The organism is Pseudarthrobacter kochi (assembly GCF_055412805.1).
Map to the genome: position 1 here is coordinate 1 of NZ_JBVAYV010000053.1, position 17,989 is coordinate 17,989.

The following is a 17,989-nucleotide window of genomic DNA, read 5'->3' on the forward strand; positions in this document are numbered from 1 at the left end:
CAACGCAAGACCACGCAAAACACTGGACTGGGACACCCCGGCCGAGCGTCTTCGTGATCTACTGGAAGCCAGCTGACCTCGGGTGTTGCATCGACCCCTAGAATCCGCCTCCGACAGGCATTCTCCGTTTAAACCGCCGATACAACCTCAACCCGACCGGTGGATCGAGGCTAAGGGCTGCACCATCGCCGGCAGCTGGTCAGCCGTGGGCAGCGCGAATATCGACAGGCTAAGTCTGACCGGCAACTATGAAATCAACCTCGAAATCCATGACGAGAATTTCGCCCGGGACATGCAGAAAATATTCGACGTGGACAGCGCGAACAGCCGGGTACTGACCCTGGAGGAATTGCGGGACCGGCACCAGCTCGCCCGGTTCGGCGAAGCCGTCCTCGTCCCGCTCCGACCGTTACACTGAAGTCGACCCGGTTTCATCGGCTGGCCTGGACGCTACCCCAGTATGGGCAGGGCGGCCGGGGCGCATTCAATCTTGACCGGTGTGTTCGCGTCCACGGATTTCACTTCCCCGTCAATTTGGTATGGAAGTGGTTTGAGTGTGGTGAACTCGTAGGTGCTCACGCTGGGCTGGTCCCCCAATCCCTTTGTGGTGGCTCGCAGGGCCGTCAGTAGTACCCGCCACTTGGGCATGTGCGGGAAGAGGATCACTTCGAATTTTCCGTCGGAGGGCTCATCGTCTGAGTCGCTTAAGGTGGCGTACTTTGCCATCTCGGGAATGTTGGCGAGGACAAGGCTGTCAAATTTCCGGCGCTTTCCGTCGGTCTGTCGTATTTCGAATGGCTTGAACTTCGCGAAGGTCCGGATTACGGAGAACATCTCCTTGGCGGCGCCCTTGCTGCCCTTTTCAATGTCGATTGCCATCACCGGTGTCAGACCAAATCCGATGTAGGAGTGCGCGTATGTCGCCGGCGCGTCTTTCCCAGTGTGGATCCGCAGCAAATCGATGTGCCGCACGTTGCCCTCAGCGATAGCTTCCTCCAGCGGCTTAGTGCCGGTGGTCCGCCGGTGGTCATTGGCGTTCCCTGCCGCCATGACCGCACAGACCGCGTTCGGGTTGCCGCTTTCCTTCACGCCGTTGACGACTTCGTTGTAGCCCCCGTCGCCGCTGACGGACACGACAAGAACGTGGTCGCCGCTGCTGGCGGCCTCGCGGGCCAACTCAACGGCGTGCCCGGCGTGGCTGGTCGGTTGAAGCTTGAGGTCCGCCGTATAGGTGAGGAGTTCAGTCAGCCGGTCCCGGAGTTTTTCGGCGAGCTGGGGCGCGTCCCCGGTGCTGTTGGGATTGAAGATGATGACTATGTTGTCAAATGTCCGTACAGAATCCATGCTGTGCTCCTGGTTCATAACTGTCGGCTGCCTAAGTGGCCCCTTCCGGCGGACCAGGCGGATGAGATCGTTGCTGATTTCACAGGGGTGTTATCCCCGGACCTCACTGTGTCTCGGAGTGGGCGCGGTGACCATGTCTGTCGCGTGCCGGCCTGGTGGGCCGAACGGTGCAGATGTTCAGCTGTTGCCGGGATAAGCGAGGCTGTCGGGATCCACTTCGCTCGCCGGGGCATCGGCGAGTCCCTGCGGGGAGAGGTCAAATTCGTTCAAGCTCGGTGTTTCCCCTACTGTTGCCGGGCGTGCGGCTTGGTGGGGGCTGTCGCTGTTTGTCACGATGTCTCCGTGTTCGTGGTTGACTTCAGAGCCGAAGCGCAGGTTGCTTGTCATGAGTGAGGTATTTCCATCTGGAAGCCGCACCGGCAGCGCAGAACCCGGGTCCGGAGGTAGACGCCCAGGAACTCCGTTGGCCCGGCTTGGGTGGAAACCGGCCACTGCACGCCCCGAAGGTTGGGGTCCGCGGGTGTCGTGGGCTCCTGGCAGTGAACGTACGCGGCGTCCCGGTGCATGACGTCGCTGTCGTCTTCGTTCCGTTCCGGGAGGGCCGCGACGAAGGCCGCGGTGGTCGCGAGGACACGTGAGCGGCGACACCGAGTGCAGGTGATGGCCGCGGCTAGTGTTTCCTGCCCGGCGTTGAGGGTGGTGACGGAGTCCAGGAGGAGGTGCCGGTCGGTGTCGCATGTCGGGCACCAGAGGCGTCGGCCCCGGGGCTGGTGGGCGTCGCGGGGCATGTACGTAGGGGACGTTGTCGACACCCGTATCAGACCAGGCCCGGGTAGCCGGCCAGGATGCAGTCCGCTGCGGCCGGGCCTTTCATGCGGAGGCCGACGCGCTGGGGGTCGAGCCGCTTATTGCACATGGCCAGAAGGCATCTTCCTGCGCGGGCCCGGCCGCGGACACGAAACACCAGCTGGCATGGGGGCCGTAGAGACTGTTCCGGCCTAGAGCGCGGTCGCATGCTGGATCACCGGTGTTGGCTTCATGCAGAAACTGGTTGTACTGAGAATCTGCCATGGGTGGCTCGTTTCCTCGCGGTGCTTTTCATGGTGGTGAGCGGCTGCAGCCGCACAAAGTCCTAAGGCCCTTCAAGGGGTGCTGACTCAGGCTCCCTGCGGATCCCGGGATAGAACGTTTCGGCCGAAAAACCCTGGTGCCGCCGCCTTCCGGGGGCCGCACCAGGATCCGTCGTCGTTCGGCAGCACTTACCGCCGAACGCTGCGCAGTTGGTTATCCGTGGTTGTGGTTGCGGTTCCCGGCTTTGGCCAGGCCGCGGGCCACCATGAGACCGACGGTCAGCCAGGTGATGAGCTGCATGGCGTCGTGTGCGTTGAAGACATCTGCACCGTCTTCGTTGGCGTTGTCCCCGACGACGGCGGAGGTGATGATCGTGGCGAGAACGGCAGCGACGTACACGGCAAACTCAAGGGTCCTGGTGGAGATCTTAATGTCATTCGCGTTCCGTGCCGTATCGGTGTGGGCGTGCTGGGTGGTGTTCGCAGTCATGGGTATGTCCTCAGTTGATGTAGGGGGGGTGATGTGAGGGGCCGAAATCGCCGTCCAGCCAGGTTCCGCTTCAAAAACCGGTGATGACAACTTCTCTCTGCCGGCAACTCTACGCAGAAACGAGATAATTAGCAAGTATACTTACTATTTTGCGGAGGCGGCGTGGTCCCTACCACTAACGGAGAACCAGTCGTCCACGATCTGCGCCTCCTGGCGCTCCGGCACCCCCACGTCGTTACTTGAAAGGCACACACAATGTTTCTACTCTTCGGCTTCAAAACCGTCCTTCGCGACCTGCCCGGAAGGACGGCGACGTGCCAGTACTGCGGCCAGTACGTCCAGCATCACCTGCAGGAACGCGCAAACAAGTTCACCCTGTTCTTCATTCCGATCCTCACAACATCCAAAACCTTCAGCATCACCTGCACCAACTGCGGGCAGAGCTCAACAGTCAAATCCAGACAGAAGAACGCCCTTCTGAGTTAGGAAGGAATCCACCGCGCACGGAGGGTCACGAAGCCACGGCCCGACCGCTCAGACGGGGACGGCGCACGCCGGCGCCTCGCCGGCGGAATGGGAGCATCCGCTTAAGGGTGCGCCATCGGTCCTGGGGATCCGGTACACATCAAGGCTCCTCTGACAGTTGGTTGGGGTGTTGATCCAGGGTTCCTCGCGTCGGCCGGTGTGGAAGCGTCCGGGTGCCACCTGCAGCAGGTGGGGCGCCCCTTCGGCGACGGCCGCGGGCTCAAGCGCGGAAGTGCAAGTCAATGGACCCCAGCTCGTTTGGAGCCGCGTCCTTCCGTGCGTGCTTCACAACGGAACCCGTCGAGGCACCGCCGGATTCACGACCCGGCCTCCGTCTGCCGGAAACAGGGGTCAGCTGTCCAAGCCGCTTCGTCGGACAGGAGGGAGGCATAACGGCCTTCTTCACGTCTCTTCGGATGAGATGCCGACCGGAGGTTGCGCCGTTCCCATGTCACCGGCCGTGTTGCTGCCGTCCCGGGAGGCGGCGGGGGGTTCGGTGCGAAATTTGATCAGTTTATGTGTGCCGTCGCAGTACGGCTTGATAGCCGAGGCGCCGCATCTGCAGAGGGCCACGGTTTTGCGCTGTCGTGGGACGCGTTCCCCGGAGGCCGTGACGACGTCGAAGTCGCCGCGGACCAGGATCGGCCCGTCGGGGCAGAGGACAAGCGAGGCACTGCCGGGGTTGAGGGCGTTGTCGTTCATACGTGCTTCCGATCTGGGCAGGCGGAGGGGACGGGGCAGAGCTTCATACGGTGGCGGGAACGGGAGACCGCAGTGAAGACAGGTCGTTGTCCCAGGCACCCATGAGGTGGGCGGCGAAGCGGGCGTCGATGCAGGAGACCGCGGCCGCACCGAAGAGGACGTCGTCCAGGAGGTCCGGTTCCGCCTCCACGAGGCCACCGGCGAGATCCCTTCCGGCTATCTGTTCGTGGACGGCGTCCGCCTCGACGTGCTCATCGAAGTACCCCGTGACGTCCGCGTCAAAACCCAGACGGCGGAAACCGTTCCCGTAGAGCTGGTTGGGGCGTGAGGACGTCATCTCGTACATTGCCAGATGCCCTGCAATGGCTCCGCGAAGCCTCCGGTTCAACCCGAACAGGGACATCATGTTCACGGAGGCCAATGAGATGGCCGGGACGACGTCCACGTAGCCGCCGTAGCTGTCATTAAGGCCCAGCCCCCTCATGGTCCGGGCGAACATGGCGCTGTGCATACGGTCCGGACGGCCGCCGCCGTACTCGTCCGTCTGGATCTCCACGAGGGCCGCTTTGGCCCGTCCGGTCAGGCGCGGGATGGCCCAGGTGTGCGGGTCTGCTTCCTTGAGCTGGTAGAGCGATTTGTGGATCAGGAATTCACGAAGCTGCTCGGCCGTCGCCTTCTTGGCCACGTGACGGGACACACTGGGGCCCATGTCCCGGCCAGCCATGTCGAACAGGAGCGCCGCGGTGGCATCGCTGCCGGGGGTCCCGGTATCCGGACGTCGGACTGACGCCGTTATCGGGCCGGTCTCGGCGCGCAGCCACGCTTCGAACGGCTCCTCCAGCAGGTGGCGGATCCCGATCAGCCCGGGATGCCATTCCCACCGGTCATCGACGCCGTCCAGCCCGCCGTAATGCAGCTCGTACAAGCAGAACAAGGCGAGCTGAACGTCGTCGTCGATCAGATCCTCGAGTTCGGACAACCGCTCCGCGACCAGCGCGTGCAGGTCAGAAAGGCCGGCAGGGTCTGGCCCGGGTTCCTCCACCAGGATGGCAATGAGTCCGGCGCTGAGGGGTCCCCTCGGTTCAGGGATGCTCATTGTTGCTCCTAGGTGAGGTCCGTGCGGCTGCGAATCTTAGTTTGTCGGGGGTTCAGCGGCGGGCCGGCGCTGTCTTGGCGGTGTCGCGGGAGAGCAGCAGGGCCAGAGCGATCATGCCGATACCCAGGACCAGGTGAAGCCAGTTATCCGCGTTGTTGACCGGGACGAAGTTCGCGGGCGTGTCGTGCCCGACCAAAAGCCCGTAGACCCAAAGGACCAGGTAAATGATGCCCCCGAACAGGAGATAGTTTTTGGCCTGTCCGTGGGTGCGTGCCATCAGGAGGCCGGCGACGCCGAAGAGCAAATGGACGATGTTGTGAAGGACGGAAACCTGGAAGATCCCCAACAGGAGGGCCGTGGATTCGTGGCCGGCTATCCCGAGGGACTCGTAGTTGCTGGTGACCCCTGGGATGAACCCAAGGATGCCGACCAGCAGGAACACTGCTCCCACCGCCTGTGCGGCTCTCTGCAGGCTCGTCTTGTCCCGGTCTACGCTGTTCGTGTTTGTCACAATGCACTCTCCTTCGTTTGAATAACCTTCATTTTTTGGTCCCCCCGGCTTCACCCGGGGCGGGATCACGCCCGCAATTTAGAGGGCATGATTACTCACGCAGCGTTCCAGTTGTCTGCCAACGCCCGCCTTCTGGAGCGGCCGCACTCACCGAAGCAGGGCGTGCCGGTGAGGGCCTATGACAAGAGGTCCGTCGACGGTGGTATCGAACCCGGCGGAATCCCCGTTCGACTGGCCTTGCCATCAACGTTGGGAGTCCCGCCGGGGCCCGTACTCCCACCAGCCGGCAGGGTCACGGAGCCCGGCCGGTAGCAGGGGGTGGAGCTCGTTCCATTTCCAGCGACCTGAGGTCACTTACCCGATACTCGAGATTGCTTCGGAAGGCAGGGTCCATATCCGTCCGGGGCTGGGCCAGTCCTTGAAGAAGCCCCGCGGCCGCGCCTATGACATCCACGCCGTGCTGCGTCAGCTCGATACTGGCGGTTCGGCCGTCGATGCCTCGCCGTTTCGTCAAAAGGCCCAGGCTCTCCAGCCGTCGAACGACTTTTCCCATGCTTTGGGAGCTGACACAGAGCAACGCTGCGAGCTCTGATGACCTCGCCGTGTGGAGCTCGGCGATGGTTTCCAGTGCCTCGAGCGAGCCCTTCGTCAGGCCGAGGTGGGTTATGGCGCGGTTGATCCTCCGCTCGTCCAGGCGGGCCGCCATGCCTATGAGCCGGACCGTGGGCCAACCATCCGAATCTGTGTGGAGATCCGCCGCCATCAGATGTCCTCCTCCGCGCTTCCCCGCTGCCAGCGCCTGCTTCAGGAACTCCAGCCCCCGCCCCGCCGGTTTGTCCGGCGGGGCGGGGGCTCGCATCGGCAGGGGACGCTTTTAGGCGTTCTTAACGTGGTCTTTGGCGTCCACGGACGTTTCCTTCACGTCGGAGACGGCGCTCTGGCCCTCCTCCTTTACCGATTGGACGGCGTCGGTGGCGGTTTCTTTGACGTTTTCCATGGCGTCCTGGGCCGGTTCCTGCAGGCCCTGAACCATTTCCTTCGCGGCGTCGGCGAGTTCGCTGGTGACCGGTTCCGCAGCGTTTTTCAGTGCTTCGGCGGCCTCGCGTTCCTTCTGGCTCGGCGGGATCAGGGAGGAGACCAGCAGGCCGGCCCCGAAGGCGATGAGTCCGGCGGCCAGGGGGTTGCCCTGAGTCTTCACGACGGCCCGGTGGGGCGCGTCTGTGATGGCGGCGCCGGCCTCGCCGAGCGTCGACCCAAGGCCCGAGCCGGCATCGCCGAGCGCGGATCCGGCACTGCCTGCGGCTGCATGGCGGTTGCTCGTGGCGTTCTCGGCTGTTCCCATGACTTTGTCCTTCACTCCGAAGACGGCTTCTTTGACCTTGTCGGTCTGCCTGTGGACGATGTTGGACGGGGTCACTTTGTCGGCGACGGCGTCCACGTTGGTTCCTAGTCGTGCGCGTGTAGCTTCGATGTCGGCGCGGATTGCGTCCGGGTTCTCACTCATCGGTTGTCCTCACTGGGTTTCAGGGTGGGCGGAATTTCCTGGAGGGTCGCTGCGGTCTGGGGCATGCCCTTGATTTGCTTGAGCTCCTTGCGTCCCTTCGAGGCCAGGACGGCCCCGACGATGGCCCACAAGACCGCGACGATGACGGCGGACCAGCCAAAGCCGGTCCATGCCTCGCCGATGGCGTACCACAGGGCAAGCGAGAGGAAGACGAGCACGAAGTGCCCGGCGACTCCGGCGCCGGCAAGCAGGCCACCGCCTTTGCCGGCGCGCGTGGCCGACTGCTTCGCCTCTACCTTCGCGAGTTCCACTTCCTGACGCATCAGCGTGGACATGTCGCGGGTGACATCTCCCAGCAGATCGCCCAGGGAAGTAGCGTTAGCCTTGGCGTGCGCGGGGGTGGGAGGCGGCTCCGGTATCTGGCTGCTCACGGCTGACGCCCTTCACCCTGGAGATAGGGGTCGTGGGGATCACGCAACGGAACGCCATCCGTACCCGGACCGGCAAACCCGGGCCGCGCGGGCTCGCCATAAGCGGTCTCCCCGTAGACCGGAGCAGCGGGCGTGGTCTCACCGTAAACCGGCGCGCCCGCACCGTAGGCGACGCCGTTGTCCGTGGCCGGGGACTGGACGGGCTGCGGGGGGAGGGCCGAGCCCGTTGTCGGAGCCGCCGTCGGGGCTCCGGCCTGAAGGCTTCTGCCCAGACGCCCGGCGACCAGGCCAGCCCCGGCCGCGATGAGCAGAAACGCCCCCGGACGCTGCCTGGCGAAGGTCTTGGCCTCCTCCAGCAATGAACCCGGATCCCGGTTCTCCAGCCACGAGGCGATGGACGCAGATCGGTCTGCTGCCTGGCGAATCAGGTCCGAGGCGACACCTTGCTCGTCCGGGGCGTCGGCCATGGTACGCAGCTGTGAGGAGATGGTGTGGATCCCCTCGGCCGCTTTTTGCTGCTGTGTTCCCGCCTGGCTGGCCAGGTCCGATTTTGCTTGGTTGAAGAGATCGCGCGTGCTGGTCTTCACCTCGGAGGCCACATTGGCGGCCTCCTCCTTGGCCGTTGCCGCGACGTTCTGGGCGGCACCTGCTGCCTGGCCGGCGACATTTCCGGCCTCGTCCTTCACAGCATCCGATTTCGTTGCGGTGCCGTCCCGGGAAGTGGACGGTGCGGGCGTCGCAGCAGGAACACTGGACACTGCCGGGTATGGATCAGGCGTCTGCTGCCCTGGGTTCTCAGTCATCGTCGCTCTCTTTCCTCGGGGACTGGCTGCTCTGACGAACAAAGCACTTACGACAATAGTAAGCATGATTAGTATAAATAGTAAGCATGCTTCACAAGTTTTTGGGCTCTCCCGCGGCCTCCTCCGGCAGTAAAGGCGGCCACCACCACTCCGAAGGCCCCTATGAAGCGTGGCTGCGTACTTCGCGTAAGAGGGTAACCAGGGCCTATTGGTCGGCGATTCGTATTTGAACGGACTGATATCCGCTGCCGGCCTACGACTGCAGCCTGGCGGCGTTGGTCCTCGATGAGCGACTGAGTGACTTCCACTTGCCGCACCTTGCCTCCTACATCGGCTGAGGACGCGCTACGCAGCTTTCCAGTCCCGCAGCAACAGGAGAGCGTATGTGTGCCCGCTACGGAGCCTCCCCTTGGCCTTGGGTATGGACATCATGATGTTCATCGGCGGCGGCCCGGCCGGTACCGCCGGCGGCCTGAAAATCACCACGTTCGCCGTCCTGTTCTTCATCCTCAGCACCGAGCTGCAGGGCGGAACGGCCGTGAACATCTTCGGCAAGCGCCTGTCCCGCGCGGTGCACCGCCAGGCCATTACCGTGGTGCTGCTGGCGATCGCCCTCGTCACCGGCTCCACGATGTTCCTGATGCTGATCACCGACTTCGGGCAGGAACGGATCCTGTTCGAGGTCATTTCGGCCTTCGCGACGGTCGGGCTGTCCACCGGCATCACCGCCGGCATGCCGCCCGCCGGACAGCTCGTGCTGATCCTGCTCATGTTCGTCGGGAGACTGGGTCCGGTCACCCTCGGCGCAGCCCTGGCCCTGCGCGAACGACCCCTGCTCTACGAGTACCCCAAGGAAAGGCCCCTCATTGGCTAGGAATATCTTCTCGTCCCACTCCGCTGCCGCCAGTGACAAGGCGTCCTCGGTGGTGGTCATCGGCCTGGGCCGCTTCGGCGGCTCGCTGGCCCTGGAACTGGAGGCGCAGGGTACCCGAGGTGCTCGGCATCGACACCAGCGAAGAAATCGTCCAGTCCTACAACGGGCGCCTCACCCACGTCGTCAGGGCCGATTCCACCAAGGAAGAGGTGCTGCGCCAGCTCTCGGTCCACGAATTTGACCGGGCCGTGGTCGGCATTGGCTCGGACATCGAGGCCAGCATCCTGACGACCTCCCGGATCCTGAAGTTCCAGCGTCCCCAGATCTGGGCGAAGGCCATCAGCGAACCGCACGCCGAGATCCTTGGCCAGCTCGGCGTCGAGCACGTCATCCGGCCGGAACACGACATGGGCAAACGCGTCGCGCACCTGGTCCTCGGTTCGATTCTTGACTATGTGGAATTCGAGGACGACTTCGTAATGATCCGGACCAGCCCGCCGGCCGGCATCCGCGACCGTCCCCTCGGCGTGCTCGGCCTCCGGGACAAGTACGGCATCACCATCGTGGCGGTCAAACGGCCCGGCGGCAAATGGGGCCACACCACCGCACAAACGGTGCTCTACGACGACGACCAAATCATCGTCCAGGGCAGGAAAGCCAAAGCCGAACGGTTCAGCACCCTCCCCTGAACCGTCACAGTCAGCCGCACCCGGCTCACCGCGGCAGGAGAGGTACCAGAAGCTGACCGAAGAACCTCATCGCGCCGGCCTAACCGGATGATCGGCACCTCCCGTGCCGGATGCCTTACGCATAAGCGCCCCACCGCCAATCAATCTGACGGTTTTGTCCGGGATTCACGCTGGTGGTTCTCAAGCTTCTTCTCGGAGTCCCGGCGACGCTGGCCCACGGTGCGCATCGGCTGCGTGATCGGCCTCTTAGGGTTCTCTTTATCCAAACCCTGGACCCGATCTTCCTCGCCGCCAGGAGAAGTCCCCTCCGCCCCGGAATGTATGTTCTCGCTCATACCTGCATTGTCCCATCCGGGACGCCCGGGCACTAGGCGAACCGGGTCAGAGCCAGTAACTGTCCGCCCCCGCCGGCAGGCATCGGACACGTATCCGAAGGGCCGAGTCAACAAACGACGGGCGGACATGCGGGACATGAGCCCGGTCCCGGGCGGACCTCCCCGACTCGCCTGCCGGACCCGGGCCCGTCCGCACCCCGGAAGGAGCGCCCAGCCCCAGCACGGGATCACCGGCGGCCCTATCCGTACCGCCGCCGGCCCTGGCCCGGCGCTGGCCTTTGCCGACCTGCTCTCCCCCGGCCTGTTAGCGTGGAAGAGACCGTACGTAGATATCGACAGGAACGGGAGCAGTTGATGAGCACTCGAATGAACGAACTTGAAGAGACACTGAACGACGGCAGCCGTCCGAAGACGATACCGGTCAACGGACACCCCGCAGGCTCCGCGGGCCCGCAGGACGACGGATCAGACCGTAATGGCGGTCAGCCTGAAGCTGCCATAGACAACGATCCAGCCGACGGACACCAGACGATCACGCCCGGTCCCGCGGAAGAAGAAAACCGGCGGGAAGCAGATGACCGCGGGCTGACCACGGACACCGGCTCCAGCGACTGACGCATGCACCCCCGGCACAGGCTGACCCAGCCATGCTCCGTCGTCGTCAGACCGGTGCAGCTGAGCAGCCACCGGTGGGGGTCGGGTCGGAACTTATACAGCCCGGCAGAGGCCAGCACATCATCCTTTTCGGAGTAGGTAATTCGGGATCTTCTTCCCTTCCTCGGTCCTCTGCCACTCGTAATATCCCTCCGCCGCGACAAGGGCCCGGCGTTTGTAAGCGGCCCTGCGGAACGACGGCTTGTCCAGGATCGACTCGCTGCGGGCGTTGATCAGCCGCGAACCGATATTAATGTCCTTGGCCCAGGACGGAATCAGACCCCACCAGGCAATCAATAACCGGCGATCCAGGGAGTCCTCGTCCAGCTGCTCCGCGATGATGGGGAAATCCTGGGTCGGAGCGACGTTCCAGCTGGGACAAGGTGTTGCTTCGATCAACAGAATCCCGTGTAACCTAAACGCTCCAGTCCAGGTCGTCTCGTATTTCTAGGAACCGCAACGCCTACAGAAGATATCTGTAGACAGTGGCGCGGGAGACTCCGAGCATCTTGCCGATGTCGGAGGCACTGATTCCTTTTCCTTTGAGTTCCTTGGCCCGGGCAGCGGCAGCGTCGTCGACCTTGCGGGGCCTTCCGCCGTGGCGGTTATTGGCCGAGGCTGCGGCGAGCCCGGCCCTGGTGCGTTCGATCATCGTGTCGCGCTCCAATTGCCCAAATGCGGCCATGATCGTCAACATTGCAGTGCCCATGGGCCCGGTCGTGTCGAGTCCTTCGGTGAGGGACCGGAAACCTGCTCCCCGCTCCCTGATGTCCTCGATGACGTCCAGGACGTGGCGGGTGTTGCGGCCCAGACGGTCGAGCTTCCACACGGTGAGTACGTCGCCGGCCTCCAGCCGGTCCAGAGCTCTGGACAATTGAGGGCGTTCGAGCGTGGAACCGCTGACACCGTTATCGGCAAAGGTCCGGACCGCGCCGGCGGCCTGGAGTGCCGTGAGCTGCAGATCAAGGTTCTGTTCCGCGGTGGAAACCCTCGCGTACCCGATCACAGCCATAGCCATCTTCTATTCTCTTAATCCCGAACATTTTTCCGTTATGAGACTATCTGTTGTTGGACGGCATTCTGAGACTGTGGAGGGGCGTGTCTGTGACGTGTCGAACCGCGCGATCCTCGACACCTCTGACGTGTTCTGAAAAACCGCCCGACTGTCTCAGTAATCGATCGTATTTGAGATGGAATGTGTCATCTTCCCACTAGAAGCGCCCCTGGTCGGCGTCGAGTCGGTCCTTCGCCCCTACACCCACTTTTCCGTCCTCATGCGGCCGGACAAGCGCCTGGCAGCCGTCACCGCACTTGTCGTTTTCAGAAGTCGTCTGCACGGAATGTCAGAAGTCGTCTGCACCCGGACTAGGTCGTGACTACGCCGTCGAACACGAACGCTGACAGGTTCCACCATTTGCCGCGGAGGCGCCCATGATGGAGGTTTTGTTGGCCATGATGATGATCAGATGCCCAGCAACGGGGCGATCAGCACGGCGTATCGCGCCCTGAATCGTCTGTCGAACGGCCCAAACGTCACCCCGATGATCACAAGGCTCACCCCGATGCCGTGCCCGAGTAGGAGATCGGCCCCGACAGAGAAACCTCATAGTAAAAGAGACCTACAGCCACTTTGCCGACGCCGTGCACGGTCGCGGCAACGAAATAGCTGCGCTTCGACAGTGTGGAGGCGATGGAGATTAACACGCTGAAGATCATGCACGGCACCCAGGTACACAACGAACCACCAGGGCGAGACATGACGAGCCCGACGGCCGAGGGAGGTATCCCGGCTGAGAACAGAAAATTGATCGCACCCATGCCGGTAGCATCAAGCACATGAATAACTTACCCGTCGCTGCGTACCGACTCTCCGGGGCATTGGCGATCGTGGCATTCGCGGCTGCCGCAACCTCGTTTTTCATCCCCGATGTTCTTGGGGGTCCGCCCGTCGCCCAGGGCAACCTCCGCGGTACCGCACTGGTGATCATGGTCCTCGCGATTCCAGTGCTCGTCGCCGCGATGTTCTTCACGCGGCGTGACTCGGCGCGGGCGCTGGTCCTCTGGCTGGGGGCACTGGCATACATCAGCTATCAGGGCGTGCTGTTCCTCTTTGCCACCCCGTTCAACAGCCTTTTCCTGATTTACGTCGCGATGCTGTCATTGGCGTTCTGGTCCATCGTGGTGATCGTTCGGAAGATGGACCTTGCAGCATTCCGCGCCAGCTTCGACGATGGACTCCCGGCCCGCAGCATCGCGACCTATGCCATCGTGCTTGCTGTACTCAATGCGGCGGTGTGGTTGCGGACCATTGTTCCGGCCGTCCTCAGCGAGCAGCCGGCCGACTTCCTCAATGGCTCCGGGGCGACCACGAATGCGGTCTTCGTGCAGGACCTCGCGATCTGGTTGCCCTTGCTTATCAGCGGCGCATGGTGGCTCTGGAATCGCCAGCCGCTCGGCGAAGTGGTCGTCGGCGGGATGCTTGTGATGCTGGTGCTCGAGGCCATCGGAGTGGCCACCGATCAGTGGTTCGGCGCCAGCGCCGATCCGAGTACCCCCTTCGCGTCGATGGCAGCCGTTCCTATGTTCCTGGTGCTCGCAGTAATCGGAGCGGTCCCGCTCTATTTCTACCTCAAGCACCTAAATACAGCTGCCGGACTGAAAGAACGAAGCAACTGATTTAGGCGCTCGGCCATTGTCCGCTTCCTCGACAGTGCGGTGCTCGTCATCGCACCGCCTTCCGCTCGGCTACGTGGTCGTGGCTAACCGGACCGCCGCATCAACGTTCCCAATGAACGTTACTTAGCCCGCTGCCCATATTGAACGTTAGGAAACCACCCGTGCCACAGTCCTGGCGTGCCCATAAATCTCCGGTCGGGGTGGTCATGAAAATTGCCTTCGCGGCCTTCCTCGTCGCTCACGCGCTCATCCACCTGATCGGTGCTGCGAAGGGTTTCGGGTTCGCCGACGTTCCCCAACTGACGGAACAGATATCTGCGCCGCTGGGTGTCCTCTGGTTAGTGGCGGCAGCCCTTCTCCTAGCCGGCTCGGTTGCTCTCTTCGCCCTGCCAGAACGATGGAGGGTATTCTGCACCGGGGGCATCGTTGTCTCCCAGATCGTGATTATCTCGTCCTGGGCAGACGCCGCCTACGGGACGATCGTCAACCTCATCCTGCTCGTCGGCGTCGCCTTCGGCTACCTCTCGCGAGGGCCGCAGAGCTTCCACGCCCAGTACGACCGCGACGTCTCACAAGCCCTGGCCCGGGCCGCCCAGTCCCCGATACTTACCGAAACCGACCTCTCCCGGCTTCCCACGGTGGTGCAAGGCTACATTCGGCTCAGCGGTGCGGTCGGTCTGCCAAAGGTTCACAACTTCTTCGCCCGCTATCACGGGCAGATCCGCAGCGGACCGTCCGCGCCCTGGATGTCCTTCACCGGCCGACAAAGCAACTTCTACGACCGATTCTCACGCCTGTTCCTCATGGACGCCTCACGGGCCGGCATGCCGATCCAGGCCTTCCACCGGTTCATCGGGCCCTCCGCGACCATGCGGGTGAAGCTCGCATCAACCGTAACGGTGGTCGATGCTCATGGGCCGGACATGGACGAGGCCGAGACGGTGACGCTGTTCAATGACCTCTGCGTGTTCGCGCCAGGCGCGCTGGCCGATCCGGGAATCCGGTGGCGCGAAATCGATTCGCACACCGTCAGTGCGTCCTTTACCAACGGAAGCCACACCGTCAGTGCCGTCCTTTCGTTCAACGATCGCGGGGAGCTCATAGATTTTGTTGCTGACGAACGCGGGGCGGCGTCCGCGGACGGAAAGTCGTTCACCAAAATGCGCTGGTCCACCCCGCTGGGGAGCTATCGACAGTTCGGACCGCACTGGGTTGCGGAGCGCGGCGAGGGAATCTGGCACGCCCCCAGCGGGGACTATTCCTATCTGCGTTTCGTCCTTGACTCGATTGAGTACAACGTCACCGCACGGCCTGGCAGACAGCGCTTATGAGTTCGCCATCGGTTGCACCGTCAGGCGCCTCGACGGAGTGAGGTGTGCTACTGATGTGAGACACAGTTTGAAAGGATGGCGCTCACGTTCAACGCCGCCACGTCGGCAACCACGGTGACCACCGCCGGCGTCACCAGAACCGTGGTCACGGGGACGCTGGGTGCCGCGGCGAGCGGGGCCGGAAGCATCCGCACCGCCAGCACGGCTGCCGCGATGGTGTGGACCTCGACGTCGTCCCTTACCAGCACATCCGGCGTTGCGTGCTCCCTAGCCCCAGCAACCGAAACCGGCACTCTCGACAGATTTCTAACCAGGATGAATGCATGGACATCTACGGGGAGCCATGGATGCGGTCCCTCAGGCGGAAGCGCCCAATCATGGTGGCCGTGGAGCGCGTCGCGGACGTGTACGGCTCCAACCTTTGTCATCGGTATCAGCTAATCCGCCACCATGAGCTGTGAAAAAGCAGCCATTCTTGATGAACAGTCACAAAGACCAGCCAAACGATGGAAACGCGTCGTCTCAGTTGCGCAGCTCACGCGCGTGCCGTTGCTGTTACTAACGGCAAAAGGATCGGCCGGCCCAGCGTGATCGATCCAGCGAAGCTTGCCTATGCCGCCCACCTTCGGGACCAGGAAAATCAGTCCATCTTCGAGATCGTCGAAGCCACGGGTATCACCCGCTTGATTTTGTCAATCTGACTTGAACCCACTTTGGTGGGAAATCGCAGCTTGATCGGGGCCCGCGATGAACGAGGTCGCGGAGGCGTTGGGGCCCCGGAATGTGACAGTTCCGTTAGGCCAATCCCGGCGGGGTGCCGTGTACTCGAAATCAGGGGACCGAGTGCCGCCTGCTGCCAGATAAGAACCCCCATGATCCCGGACCCTTATGGGTGGACGGGGTTACTTCACCCTTTGAGAAGGGTGCAATCGCTGCCTCACCCGCGTGTTGCCGCGAATCGGATTCCCGGGATTTCTGCGCCCCGGCCAGAAATCCCGAAGACGGTTTGGACGGTCAGGGGTGCAACGGGGAAGTCTGCCCGTTGCACCCCCGGCGGGTCAACGGGGGCGGTCGGCGGCCGGGTCCAGGGCGTGCAGCGCCGCGCCTGTCACGATGCCGTAGGCCAGATGCGGGATGATGTCGCTGGCCCAGTCCGCGGGAGACCAGGTGCGGGGATCGGTAATTCCGAGAACGATCATGGGACCGTTACTGCCGATCAGTGCGCCGGCCGCCGCGGCCAGTGACGAGCCGAGGAGTCCTGGCCGGTATCCGGCTTCCCGGGCAAGGCCGAGGACCGCGCCGACTCCGGCGCCGACGACAAGTCCTGTCAGCGGGCCGAGCCCGGCTAGCCGGTTCGTGCGTTCTTCCTCGGTGCCGGGGATCTTGACCCCTGTGACGTCGGCCAGTTTTTCGACGGTGGCCTCGGGTGTGCTGCTGGCGGGGCGGGCACGCCAGACCATGTCCAGGTAGGTGAGGGTGTTCAGGACTGTGGTCCCGGCGGCGCCTGCTGCGGCCCCGGTGGCTAGTGCGCGGACGATGTTCATGGCTGCGGGGACAGCCCGAGTTGGGTGAGCATGCCCAGCTGGTCGCTGCTTCCCCAGCGCTCGACGAGTTGGCCGTCTTCGAAGCGTCCGATCTGCATGCCCCGGATTTTGAAGCTCTTGCCGGTGGGCGGGTGGCCCATCAGCGGCCCCTGATGTGTCCCGGTGATCGTGTAGGCGAACGCGACGTCGACGTCGGTGGCTGTGAGGTGTTCGACGTCGAGGTGCAGATCCGGAAAAGAAGAGCGCAACCCTGTGAACAGGTCCTTGAATCCCTGCGGGCCCGGTCCTTGTCCCGATGCCGGGTCGTGGTCGACACAGCCGGCCGCGACGACGTCGTCGAATTCTTCGAGTTTGCCGCTGTTTACAGCGGCGCCGAAGCGCTCCTGAGCGTGAATATTGGCATCCCTGGTCATGAATCCTCCGTTTATGGTTATCAGGCCGGTCCGTGCGGAACGGTCCTCGTTGTCATCTGTCATCGTGCGCGCTGGTCTGCCCGGGAGCAAGGGCTCCCCTCGTCTATTCAGCACTCCTAAACTCACTCCGGTCGGGGGGCATTCGAGTTCCACTGTTCACGCTTCATGGCCTCCAAAGAATGGCCGCCAGTGATGAGTGGATTCACTACAGCGACGAAGTTCGTTATGAAGTCTCCAAAATGACCACGGAACACCCGGCCAGGATAATCCGGGAGGCAGCTCGTCACGTGATTGATCGCAGCCATCACGAGGACAACGGAAGCAAAAAGGCTCTTGAGGAATACCCGGATCCACAACCGTCAGCTGAACTCGCATGACGAAGCATCCAGAGTCCCACCGCCGTCCCCCCTGCTCTGCGTAGCCAACATTCTCGGCGAGGAGTCCACCTACATCGCCGCCAGGCCGCCGACTGCGGAGGCCCAGTTGATCAGCACCCAACGGCGTGCAGGGACAGGAATCGACAACGCGGATAACAGCGCATACGTGAAGCCGACGACATCGGGGCGATAAAACCACTTTTCTCGATTCAAACGGCAGGGGATTTAGCGCCCATACTCGGTTTGTTGTTGGCGGTGCTGGTCCGGGGTACGCGGTTGGGCGGTTGTGCCGGTGGAGGCCGCGGTGCCGGGTTGTGGCGGGAATGAGGCATTCATGAGCCGTTGCATCTTTTCCATCCGGGGGTCGATTTCGGCCGGAGGTTCCGATGGTGCTGGTTCTTCGGGTTTTGCTGCGTCGGCCATGAGCTGGTTGATCCGTGCCGAGTCCGCCTGGGCGGCTTTGAGTGCGTCGGCGTGCTTGAAGGGTTCCGCCAGGGCCTTCCCTGCTTTGAGGTGTACTACTGATGTGAGACAGTCTTTGAAAGGATTGTTCCCATGTCTTCCCGTCCCACGTTTTCTGATGAGTTCAAGGCTGATGCTGTTGATCTCGTGATTACTTC

At 63.0% G+C, this 17,989-nt stretch carries 25 protein-coding genes and 1 pseudogene; 8 read left to right on the forward strand and 18 right to left on the reverse strand.

Annotated elements, in window-relative coordinates; all coding sequences use genetic code 11:
- Window positions 1-82 precede the first annotated feature (82 nt).
- The gene (locus ACZY0Y_RS17705; protein WP_463959507.1) at window positions 83-418 is read left to right on the forward strand and encodes a phospholipase D-like domain-containing protein; all 336 of its coding nucleotides are present in this window, start codon (window positions 83-85) and stop codon (window positions 416-418) included.
- Window positions 419-450: 32 nt separating this feature from the next.
- On the opposite strand, the gene ACZY0Y_RS17710 is transcribed toward ACZY0Y_RS17705, so the two are convergent.
- The 4 genes from ACZY0Y_RS17710 to ACZY0Y_RS17725 all read right to left on the reverse strand — a co-directional run bounded on the left by ACZY0Y_RS17710 (window position 451) and on the right by ACZY0Y_RS17725 (window position 2,904).
- Window positions 451-1,344, reverse strand: a complete 894-nt coding sequence (locus ACZY0Y_RS17710; protein ID WP_463886720.1) for a diacylglycerol/lipid kinase family protein — start codon at window positions 1,342-1,344, stop codon at window positions 451-453.
- 177 nt (window positions 1,345-1,521) lie between these two features.
- Entirely contained in the window at window positions 1,522-1,731 is a 210-nt protein-coding gene (locus ACZY0Y_RS17715) for a hypothetical protein (RefSeq protein ID WP_463886058.1), read from the reverse strand.
- Entirely contained in the window at window positions 1,728-2,132 is a 405-nt protein-coding gene (locus ACZY0Y_RS17720; RefSeq protein WP_463959509.1) for a hypothetical protein, read from the reverse strand. Before ACZY0Y_RS17720 ends, ACZY0Y_RS17715 begins: the two co-directional genes overlap by 4 nt.
- Before the next feature lie 496 nt (window positions 2,133-2,628).
- Entirely contained in the window at window positions 2,629-2,904 is a 276-nt protein-coding gene (locus ACZY0Y_RS17725) for a hypothetical protein (RefSeq protein WP_463959511.1), read from the reverse strand.
- Window positions 2,905-3,159: 255 nt separating this feature from the next.
- Between ACZY0Y_RS17725 and ACZY0Y_RS17730 the strand changes: the two genes are divergently transcribed.
- Window positions 3,160-3,390, forward strand: a complete 231-nt coding sequence (locus tag ACZY0Y_RS17730; RefSeq protein ID WP_463886052.1) for a zinc-ribbon domain-containing protein — start codon at window positions 3,160-3,162, stop codon at window positions 3,388-3,390.
- A 441-nt stretch (window positions 3,391-3,831) separates the two neighbouring features.
- Here the strand turns inward: ACZY0Y_RS17730 and ACZY0Y_RS17735 are convergent, their stop codons facing one another.
- The 7 genes from ACZY0Y_RS17735 to ACZY0Y_RS17765 form a co-directional block, all read right to left on the reverse strand.
- The gene (locus tag ACZY0Y_RS17735; protein WP_463886050.1) at window positions 3,832-4,131 is read right to left on the reverse strand and encodes a CDGSH iron-sulfur domain-containing protein; all 300 of its coding nucleotides are present in this window, start codon (window positions 4,129-4,131) and stop codon (window positions 3,832-3,834) included.
- Window positions 4,132-4,174: 43 nt separating this feature from the next.
- The gene (locus ACZY0Y_RS17740) at window positions 4,175-5,227 is read right to left on the reverse strand and encodes an iron-containing redox enzyme family protein (protein WP_463959513.1); all 1,053 of its coding nucleotides are present in this window, start codon (window positions 5,225-5,227) and stop codon (window positions 4,175-4,177) included.
- Window positions 5,228-5,279: 52 nt separating this feature from the next.
- Complete coding sequence (locus ACZY0Y_RS17745) at window positions 5,280-5,738, reverse strand: DUF4383 domain-containing protein (RefSeq protein ID WP_463886046.1); 459 nt, start codon at window positions 5,736-5,738, stop codon at window positions 5,280-5,282.
- A gap of 292 nt (window positions 5,739-6,030) precedes the next feature.
- The gene (locus tag ACZY0Y_RS17750; RefSeq protein WP_463959515.1) at window positions 6,031-6,597 is read right to left on the reverse strand and encodes a MarR family winged helix-turn-helix transcriptional regulator; all 567 of its coding nucleotides are present in this window, start codon (window positions 6,595-6,597) and stop codon (window positions 6,031-6,033) included.
- Between the two features lie 15 nt (window positions 6,598-6,612).
- On the reverse strand, window positions 6,613-7,242 hold the full coding sequence (locus tag ACZY0Y_RS17755) for a DUF3618 domain-containing protein (RefSeq protein WP_463886044.1): 630 nt from the start codon (window positions 7,240-7,242) through the stop codon (window positions 6,613-6,615).
- Entirely contained in the window at window positions 7,239-7,673 is a 435-nt protein-coding gene (locus ACZY0Y_RS17760) for a phage holin family protein (RefSeq protein WP_463886042.1), read from the reverse strand. The genes ACZY0Y_RS17755 and ACZY0Y_RS17760 overlap by 4 nt, the downstream gene beginning before the upstream one ends.
- The gene (locus tag ACZY0Y_RS17765) at window positions 7,670-8,476 is read right to left on the reverse strand and encodes a hypothetical protein (RefSeq protein WP_463886040.1); all 807 of its coding nucleotides are present in this window, start codon (window positions 8,474-8,476) and stop codon (window positions 7,670-7,672) included. The genes ACZY0Y_RS17760 and ACZY0Y_RS17765 overlap by 4 nt, the downstream gene beginning before the upstream one ends.
- A 334-nt stretch (window positions 8,477-8,810) precedes the next feature.
- Here ACZY0Y_RS17765 and ACZY0Y_RS17770 point away from each other — a divergent pair, with 334 nt between their 5' ends.
- The 3 genes and pseudogenes from ACZY0Y_RS17770 (at window position 8,811) to ACZY0Y_RS17780 (ending at window position 10,989) form a co-directional block, all read left to right on the forward strand.
- Window positions 8,811-9,350, forward strand: a complete 540-nt coding sequence (locus tag ACZY0Y_RS17770) for a potassium transporter TrkG (RefSeq protein WP_463886060.1) — start codon at window positions 8,811-8,813, stop codon at window positions 9,348-9,350.
- Window positions 9,343-10,039, forward strand: a pseudogene (locus ACZY0Y_RS17775) (potassium channel family protein). Before ACZY0Y_RS17770 ends, ACZY0Y_RS17775 begins: the two are co-directional and overlap by 8 nt.
- A 689-nt stretch (window positions 10,040-10,728) precedes the next feature.
- Entirely contained in the window at window positions 10,729-10,989 is a 261-nt protein-coding gene (locus ACZY0Y_RS17780; protein WP_463959517.1) for a hypothetical protein, read from the forward strand.
- Between the two features lie 120 nt (window positions 10,990-11,109).
- Here ACZY0Y_RS17780 and ACZY0Y_RS17785 read toward each other — a convergent pair whose 3' ends face one another.
- The 3 genes from ACZY0Y_RS17785 to ACZY0Y_RS17795 all read right to left on the reverse strand — a co-directional run bounded on the left by ACZY0Y_RS17785 (window position 11,110) and on the right by ACZY0Y_RS17795 (window position 12,864).
- The gene (locus ACZY0Y_RS17785) at window positions 11,110-11,427 is read right to left on the reverse strand and encodes an SOS response-associated peptidase family protein (protein ID WP_463886034.1); all 318 of its coding nucleotides are present in this window, start codon (window positions 11,425-11,427) and stop codon (window positions 11,110-11,112) included.
- A gap of 64 nt (window positions 11,428-11,491) precedes the next feature.
- On the reverse strand, window positions 11,492-12,040 hold the full coding sequence (locus ACZY0Y_RS17790; RefSeq protein ID WP_463886032.1) for a recombinase family protein: 549 nt from the start codon (window positions 12,038-12,040) through the stop codon (window positions 11,492-11,494).
- Window positions 12,041-12,582: 542 nt separating this feature from the next.
- Entirely contained in the window at window positions 12,583-12,864 is a 282-nt protein-coding gene (locus ACZY0Y_RS17795) for a hypothetical protein (RefSeq protein WP_463959519.1), read from the reverse strand.
- On the opposite strand from ACZY0Y_RS17795, the gene ACZY0Y_RS17800 reads away from it, so the two are divergent.
- Both ACZY0Y_RS17800 and ACZY0Y_RS17805 read left to right on the forward strand, forming a co-directional pair.
- Window positions 12,865-13,704, forward strand: coding sequence for a hypothetical protein (locus ACZY0Y_RS17800; protein WP_463959521.1), 840 nt, complete (start codon window positions 12,865-12,867; stop codon window positions 13,702-13,704).
- Window positions 13,705-13,865: 161 nt separating this feature from the next.
- Entirely contained in the window at window positions 13,866-15,035 is a 1,170-nt protein-coding gene (locus ACZY0Y_RS17805; RefSeq protein ID WP_463959522.1) for a DUF6544 family protein, read from the forward strand.
- A 47-nt stretch (window positions 15,036-15,082) separates the two neighbouring features.
- Here the strand turns inward: ACZY0Y_RS17805 and ACZY0Y_RS17810 are convergent, their stop codons facing one another.
- From ACZY0Y_RS17810 to ACZY0Y_RS17820, 3 genes are all read right to left on the reverse strand, one after another.
- Window positions 15,083-15,328: a hypothetical protein gene (locus tag ACZY0Y_RS17810; protein WP_463959523.1), complete on the reverse strand. Its 246-nt coding sequence runs from the start codon at window positions 15,326-15,328 to the stop codon at window positions 15,083-15,085.
- Window positions 15,329-16,093: 765 nt separating this feature from the next.
- A complete protein-coding gene (locus ACZY0Y_RS17815) occupies window positions 16,094-16,579 on the reverse strand; it encodes a hypothetical protein (protein ID WP_463959525.1) in 486 nt (161 codons plus the stop codon).
- The gene (locus tag ACZY0Y_RS17820; RefSeq protein WP_463959527.1) at window positions 16,576-16,992 is read right to left on the reverse strand and encodes an ester cyclase; all 417 of its coding nucleotides are present in this window, start codon (window positions 16,990-16,992) and stop codon (window positions 16,576-16,578) included. The genes ACZY0Y_RS17815 and ACZY0Y_RS17820 overlap by 4 nt, the downstream gene beginning before the upstream one ends.
- A gap of 179 nt (window positions 16,993-17,171) precedes the next feature.
- Between ACZY0Y_RS17820 and ACZY0Y_RS17825 the strand changes: the two genes are divergently transcribed.
- Window positions 17,172-17,369, forward strand: coding sequence for a hypothetical protein (locus tag ACZY0Y_RS17825; RefSeq protein WP_463959529.1), 198 nt, complete (start codon window positions 17,172-17,174; stop codon window positions 17,367-17,369).
- Between the two features lie 225 nt (window positions 17,370-17,594).
- Here the strand turns inward: ACZY0Y_RS17825 and ACZY0Y_RS17830 are convergent.
- On the reverse strand, window positions 17,595-17,989 hold a 395-nt coding region (locus ACZY0Y_RS17830), incomplete at its 5' end, for a hypothetical protein (RefSeq protein WP_463959530.1).

Excerpts from the sequence above, each read along its gene's own strand:
- ACZY0Y_RS17710 (WP_463886720.1), bottom strand. The coding sequence starts at position 1,344 with ATGGATTCTGTACGGACATTTGACAACATAGTCATCATCTTCAATCCC.
- ACZY0Y_RS17715 (WP_463886058.1), bottom strand. The coding sequence starts at position 1,731 with ATGACAAGCAACCTGCGCTTCGGCTCTGAAGTCAACCACGAACACGGA.
- ACZY0Y_RS17720 (WP_463959509.1), bottom strand. The coding sequence starts at position 2,132 with ATGCCCCGCGACGCCCACCAGCCCCGGGGCCGACGCCTCTGGTGCCCG.
- ACZY0Y_RS17725 (WP_463959511.1), bottom strand. The coding sequence starts at position 2,904 with ATGACTGCGAACACCACCCAGCACGCCCACACCGATACGGCACGGAAC.
- ACZY0Y_RS17730 (WP_463886052.1), top strand. The coding sequence starts at position 3,160 with ATGTTTCTACTCTTCGGCTTCAAAACCGTCCTTCGCGACCTGCCCGGA.
- ACZY0Y_RS17735 (WP_463886050.1), bottom strand. The coding sequence starts at position 4,131 with ATGAACGACAACGCCCTCAACCCCGGCAGTGCCTCGCTTGTCCTCTGC.
- ACZY0Y_RS17740 (WP_463959513.1), bottom strand. The coding sequence starts at position 5,227 with ATGAGCATCCCTGAACCGAGGGGACCCCTCAGCGCCGGACTCATTGCC.
- ACZY0Y_RS17750 (WP_463959515.1), bottom strand. The coding sequence starts at position 6,597 with ATGCGAGCCCCCGCCCCGCCGGACAAACCGGCGGGGCGGGGGCTGGAG.
- ACZY0Y_RS17755 (WP_463886044.1), bottom strand. The coding sequence starts at position 7,242 with ATGAGTGAGAACCCGGACGCAATCCGCGCCGACATCGAAGCTACACGC.
- ACZY0Y_RS17765 (WP_463886040.1), bottom strand. The coding sequence starts at position 8,476 with ATGACTGAGAACCCAGGGCAGCAGACGCCTGATCCATACCCGGCAGTG.
- ACZY0Y_RS17780 (WP_463959517.1), top strand. The coding sequence starts at position 10,729 with ATGAGCACTCGAATGAACGAACTTGAAGAGACACTGAACGACGGCAGC.
- ACZY0Y_RS17790 (WP_463886032.1), bottom strand. The coding sequence starts at position 12,040 with ATGGCTGTGATCGGGTACGCGAGGGTTTCCACCGCGGAACAGAACCTT.
- ACZY0Y_RS17800 (WP_463959521.1), top strand. The coding sequence starts at position 12,865 with ATGAATAACTTACCCGTCGCTGCGTACCGACTCTCCGGGGCATTGGCG.
- ACZY0Y_RS17815 (WP_463959525.1), bottom strand. The coding sequence starts at position 16,579 with ATGAACATCGTCCGCGCACTAGCCACCGGGGCCGCAGCAGGCGCCGCC.
- ACZY0Y_RS17820 (WP_463959527.1), bottom strand. The coding sequence starts at position 16,992 with ATGACCAGGGATGCCAATATTCACGCTCAGGAGCGCTTCGGCGCCGCT.
- ACZY0Y_RS17825 (WP_463959529.1), top strand. The coding sequence starts at position 17,172 with ATGGCCGCCAGTGATGAGTGGATTCACTACAGCGACGAAGTTCGTTAT.